Origin of the sequence: Hymenobacter negativus (genome assembly GCF_017571495.1) — a bacterium.
Classification (GTDB): Bacteria; Bacteroidota; Bacteroidia; order Cytophagales; family Hymenobacteraceae; genus Hymenobacter; species Hymenobacter negativus.
Window position 1 is genome coordinate 664,448 of record NZ_JAGETZ010000002.1, and the last position, 6,000, is coordinate 670,447.

At 51.6% G+C, this 6,000-nt stretch carries 3 protein-coding genes; all 3 read left to right on the forward strand.

Going from position 1 to position 6,000, the window contains the following annotated elements; genetic code table 11:
• Positions 1-515: 515 nt before the first annotated feature.
• Genes J4E00_RS06950 through J4E00_RS06960 form a run of 3 tightly spaced genes read left to right on the forward strand, consistent with a single transcriptional unit; the run spans position 516 to position 5,937 of the window.
• Positions 516-3,695 carry a SusC/RagA family TonB-linked outer membrane protein gene (locus J4E00_RS06950; protein ID WP_208174389.1) on the forward strand — a complete coding sequence of 1,060 codons (3,180 nt, stop codon included), beginning with the start codon at positions 516-518 and terminating at the stop codon, positions 3,693-3,695.
• Positions 3,696-3,718: 23 nt separating this feature from the next.
• Positions 3,719-5,230: a SusD/RagB family nutrient-binding outer membrane lipoprotein gene (locus tag J4E00_RS06955; RefSeq protein ID WP_208174390.1), complete on the forward strand. Its 1,512-nt coding sequence runs from the start codon at positions 3,719-3,721 to the stop codon at positions 5,228-5,230.
• A gap of 26 nt (positions 5,231-5,256) precedes the next feature.
• Positions 5,257-5,937 carry an immunoglobulin-like domain-containing protein gene (locus J4E00_RS06960; protein ID WP_208174391.1) on the forward strand — a complete coding sequence of 227 codons (681 nt, stop codon included), beginning with the start codon at positions 5,257-5,259 and terminating at the stop codon, positions 5,935-5,937.
• Positions 5,938-6,000 lie beyond the last annotated feature (63 nt).

The following is a 6,000-nucleotide window of genomic DNA, read 5'->3' on the forward strand; positions in this document are numbered from 1 at the left end:
TAAGATGCGTCTGCCTGCTCGTCCCCGCTTTGGACAGTGCCTACAAAACTCACTATTCGGAGTCACTCCGGCTTGGTAATGCAGGTACGAATGGTGTGTTGTTCGATTCATTCGTGTAGGGGTGGAGCGGCTGCCAGAGGCTGGCCCATAGTTGCGAAAGGTCAATCAACTGTTACGTTTTTAGCTGTGGGAATCTGCGATTTGTCTTTAAGCGAGCGCTTGAACAGGATACCACTTTGGCATTATGCTTCAACGCGAAACTAGCCCGAACGCGGATAGCTATTTGTGAATTTTACTGGATTGATAATAGGCAAAGAGCCAGTATGTTATCCAGCGCAATTCGGAGCTTAATACGATAATAAAACGGGTGTTTTCACTAGCGCACAGAATTAATTCAGCGCGCGCCCAGGTGTTTTTTAGGTGTGTTTGCTGAGCGTAGGCTTCAGGCTATGCATCATTTGGCTGATTGCTTTTAATTCTTGTTCTTTTTTTAATAAACCTCTCCTTCTTTCTAAATGAAAAATAAACTATTAGGAATGGTGCTCTTGCTGCTATTGGGCTCGTTTGGAGCTGCGTGGGCGCAAGACCGCACCGTATCGGGCCGGGTAATTGACCGGGCTACCAATGAGGGGCTGCCCGGCGTAACGGTGCTGGTGCCAGGCACAACCGTAGGTGCAGCCACCAATGCTGACGGCTCGTTCTCCATCTCAGTACCCGGCACGGCCACCGAGCTGCGTTTTAGCTCAGTAGGCTATGTCGGCCAACAGCAATCCATCACCAACGGCAACGGTCCCTACACCGTATCGCTGGCCACCGACACCAAGCAGCTCAACGAAGTAGTTGTGACGGCACTGGGCATCGAAAAGGATAAGAAAACCCTTGGTTATTCGACCCAGACGATTGAAGCTGGCCAGCTTACTCAGGGCCGTGACCGTAGCGTACTGAACTCGCTACAAGGCAAAGTAGCCGGCGTGCAAATAAACAGCGCTTCCGGAAGTGTGGGTAGCTCTACCCGCGTAGTTATACGAGGAAATAAGTCTTTCACTGGTAACAACCAGCCTTTGTATGTAGTAGATGGTATTCCAATTGACAACAGTCAAGTAGGCACTGGCGATAACCTGAACAACGGCGTGGACACAGGCAACCGGGCCAACGACATCAACCCGGAAGACGTGGAATCGGTAAGCATTCTGAAAGGACCTGCGGCTACGGCCCTATACGGCTCACGTGCTGCTACTGGTGCTATCATCATCACAACCAAGTCGGGACGCGGTGCTGCCAAAAATGGTCGTAAAGCCGAAGTGACGTTTACCTCGTCTTACGTTATCGACGACATTCTCATGCTGCCAAAGATGCAAAATGAGTTTGGCCAGGGCTATCCGCAGGACGGTTATACCCGCCTTTCCGACACGCGCGAGAACACCAGCTGGGGCCCCCGCTTCGATGGCGTAGACCGCGTGTGGGGAAACATCATTGGCAACCAGCAGCGGTCCAAGCCCTATGTAGCCCTGCCAGACAACATTCGGGAATTCTTCGACTTAGGTAAGACTTGGAACAACACCATATCGCTGGGTGGTGGCGATGCCAAAACCAACTACATCGTGTCGGCTTCTAATGTGCAGCAGTCTGGCATTACACCCGGTACCAAGTACAATCGCAGCTCGGTGAAAGTGGGCGGTGAGACGCACTTGACCAACAAAATAATTAGCAGCGTGAGCGCTACGTATACCAATACCAGCAGCGACCAAGCGGTGACGGGTCAGGGTTATAGCTCTATCTACGACCAGCTGATACAAACGCCTCGCGATATCAGCTTGCTGGAGCTACGTGATATCAACAACAAGTTCAACGACATCAACGGCTACTACAGCCCTTACACGGTTAACCCCTGGCAGATTCTCCACGACAACAAGTTCCAGAATAGTGTGGACCGCTTAGTGGGCAATGCACAGATTGGTTATCAGCTCAACGACCACCTCAAGGCTAATTATCGCCTTGGCATCGACACTTATAGCGACCAGCGCTCGCAGTTCACGGCCCGTCGCGACCCGACTACGGCCGGCTATCCTACCGGTACCGGTTACTATGCGGAAGACCAACTCAATTATACGGAAGTCAACTCGGACGTTATTATTACCTACAACGGTACGATTACTCCTGATTTGACAATCAGTGCCTTAGTTGGGCAAAATTTCAATCAGCGCGGTTTCGACGGTAGTGGTGTTGGTACCAACAACCTCGTGAGCAATTCCATTGGAGCGACGCTGAACAATAACAAAAACAATGGCTACCTCAACACGTCGCTTACGCACAACCTGCGGCGGCTAGTGGGGGTATATTCCACAGTTGACCTTGGCTTCCGCGACTATCTGTTCTTGGGCCTGACGGCCCGTAACGACTGGTCTTCGACGCTACCTGCTAATAACCGCAGCTTCTTCTATCCTGCCGTCAACGTGGGCTTTGTCTTCACAGACCTGTTGGGTCTGAAAGAAAATCGCTTCTTCAACTATGGTAAGCTGCGAGCCAACGTGGCTCAAGTAGGTAACGATGCCCCTGTTTACCAGACCCGCTCCGTTTTCAACGTGGCCAGCGTAACGAATGGCTATACCGGCGGCGTACTACAGTTTCCCTTGGGTAATGTAGTAGGATATAGCCAGAGCAACACTATTGGTAGCAACACTTTACAGCCCGAGATTACGAAATCGTTGGAGGTTGGTACAGAACTACGTTTCTTTAATAGTCGTCTTACTGCCGACGTTAGTCTCTACGATACCCGTAGCACCAAGCAAATTCTCACCATTCCACTGCCTCCTGGCTCTGGTTTTACTGGCTTGGTTGGCAACGTGGGTGAAATTCAAAACAAAGGTATCGAAGTATTGCTCAGCGGTACGGCAGTTAAAGCGGGAGCCTTCACTTGGGACCTGTCACTCAACTACTCTAAAAACGTCAGCAAGGTGCTTGCTACCACTCCCGACGGTGCCGATGTTGCCATTGGTGGCTTTGGTACCGTTTCGCTGACCGCCCGTGTTGGTGAGCCCTACGGCGTATTCCTTTCTACCGACATCCTCAAGAACGATGCTGGGCAAGTAGTGGTATCGCCTACTACGGGCACACCTTTGACCAGCCAAATTAAAGCAATGGGCACCATTACACCTCGCTACACGGCAGGCCTGAGTAGCACGTTTGCTTACAAAGGCTTGGCATTGACAGTAGTAGTAGATACCAAGCAGGGCGGGTCTATGTATTCGCGCACTCGTGCTACCCAGCGTTTCGCTGGTACGGCTCCTGAAACATTGATTAATGACCGTCAGCCCTTCATTGTACCCAACAGCGTCGTTCAGAACTCCGACGGTACGTATTCGCCAAACACCACCCCAACCGACGCATACAACTACTTCGGTGCCTTGGAAGGTGCCAGCGGCCCTGCTGGCGTTGATATCATTGATGCATCTTATACCAAGTTGCGCGAAGTGTCTCTTTCCTACACGCTGCCCAGCAAGTGGTTGACCAAAACTCCTTTCGGCAACCTATCGGTGGGAATCACGGGGCGCAACCTGCTGTTGTGGACGGCCAAGGAGAACACCTATGTCGACCCCGAAATCAACAACTTCGGCAACGGCAACGTGCAAGGCTTCGACTTCACTGGCTCGCCTAGCCTGCGTAGCTACGGCGCTAATATCCGCGTCAGCTTCTAAATTTTCTTTCCTTACCTGACGATATGAATAACATACACAAAAGCCTTCTCCTGCTGGGCCTGCTGGGCGCGGGTGGTCTGGCAAGCTGCGAGAAGCAGCTTGATATCAACGTTGACCCCACCCGTCCCGCCACGGTAAGCCCCGACCTAGTGCTGCCAGCTGGCACCGGCAATCTGGCATTCATCATGGGTGCGTCGTTCAACATCCTTGGCAACTTCTTCGCGCAGCACTGGACCGAAAGCCTCACAGCCAATCAGTACAAAGACTACGACAGGTATCGCATCGGTCAAACCACCAACGACCGCGACTACCAGACCCTGTTCACCGGGGCGCTAAAAAACTTCCGCTACGTTATTGACCGGGCTAAGGGCGACAGTTCAAACTACGCTGCTATAGCTGGCCTGCAGTCAGCTTACACTTATCAGGTGCTGACCGACGGCTTTGACAAGGTTCCATTTACGGAGTCGCTGCTGGGGGCTGCCAATACGCAGCCCCGGTTCGACGAGGGCCCTGTAGTGTACGATGGTGTAATTCAACTCATCAATCAGTCGTTGCAGCGCATCAATGCGAACGGTATCAACGTGGGCAGTCAAGACCTCATCTTCGCAGGTAATATGGACAAGTGGCGCCGTTTTGGCAACACGCTCAAGCTAAAAGTGTTTTTGCGCGAGATATACGCCCGACCCGCCGCGGCTGATAGCATCCGGGCTCTGTACGCCCGCGGTGCCCAGTTTCTGGGTGCCACCGAAGACGCCCAGATTACGGGATTTTCGACAGCCAACCAGAATGGCAACCCGCTTTACCTAACCGATATCTACGCATCTTCTGGTATCGCCAACAACATTATTGCCAGCGAGACCAGCATTAACTACTTAACCACGACTAATGACCCCCGCATCGATGACCTCTTTAGTCGTCCTGGGAGCACCACAGCCGTGCCGAGCACCGCTCCCCACGTAGGCACACCGCAAGGCGATGCCATTCGTGGAGCATCAGGTGCTATCAGTACTCGCTCGCGTCCTAACCTGCAGAAGATTGCTGGCCCTGCTTCACCGGTTGTGCTGTTAAGTGGCGCTGAAAGCCTATTCTTGCAAGCTGAGGCTGCGCACCGTGGGTTAACGTCAGGAGGTGACCCGCTTTCGCTTTACAATCAGGCAATTACTGCCTCCTTTCAGCACTTGGGTACACCTACTACACGTATAGATAGCGTTAATGGAGTACAAGTTGTAATACCTGTTCTATCCAATTTTCTGACTAGTAGTCCTATCAACTTAGGTAATGTTACTGGTGAGAGCCGACTCGAACGAATCATCACCCAGAAATGGGTTGCTCTTAATGGAACCGAAGGTTTTGAGGCATGGACGGAACTCCGCCGCACGAAGTATCCCTCCTTCATTACCGGTACCCCGTTTAGCGACTTGCCTGGCCGAACCTATGCCAAGCGCTTGATTTACCCCTTCTCTGAAATATCACGCAATGCCAATGCCCCCGCCGTCGAACAGGCACAGGTGCCGGTGTGGTGGGATAAGAAGTAGTACTCACTAACTTAACTTATTAAGACATGCGTAAGCTAGCTCTTTCCCTTCTTGGCGTTGCAGCAGTAGCATCGTCGCTAGCCCTCGGGGGCTGCAAGAAGGATGAAACCGACAACTTGTCCCGAATTAAAAGCTACCCTGCTATTAGTTTGGCTGGTAACGAATATTATGTTATCAACGTAGGCGAAACCTTCAACGAGCCCGGCGTGACGGCTAACTTAGTTGGTGAACCTCTTCAGCCAATTATCTCGAATCCTGTCAATACCAGCCGTCCAGGTATCTATGTTATTCGCTACAAAGGCGCTAATACGGAAGGAGATACTGTGTCGGCGTCACGTACAGTGATTGTAACAGACCCGGCGGTTAACAACTTAGACCAAAGCGGTTCGTTCGTACGCAAAGTCGTCGTCGGCACCGATACCACCGTCTATGACCCATCAGTAGTCACGAAAGTAGGTAATAAGGGACTGTACAGAATCGATAATTTCGGCTTCACTTCTGGTGCACCTAATAATTCACTGTCTGCGTATTTTGTGCAGACGGATGCCTCCCATATCGTAGTACCCGCTCAAACAATTCCTAATTTGGGCTATACCACCTTCACTTCCGTTAGTGGTGCTTTCAGGGCTGGTCGTTTGACTAGTATTTCCTATGCTATCCATGCACCATCTGTTTTTGGCAGTACCGTTCGCAAGGCAGAACGATAGGAATTAGACCACAAATAGGCGGGCGGCTAATGCAGTGCACATAAAATGTGCACTGCATTAGCC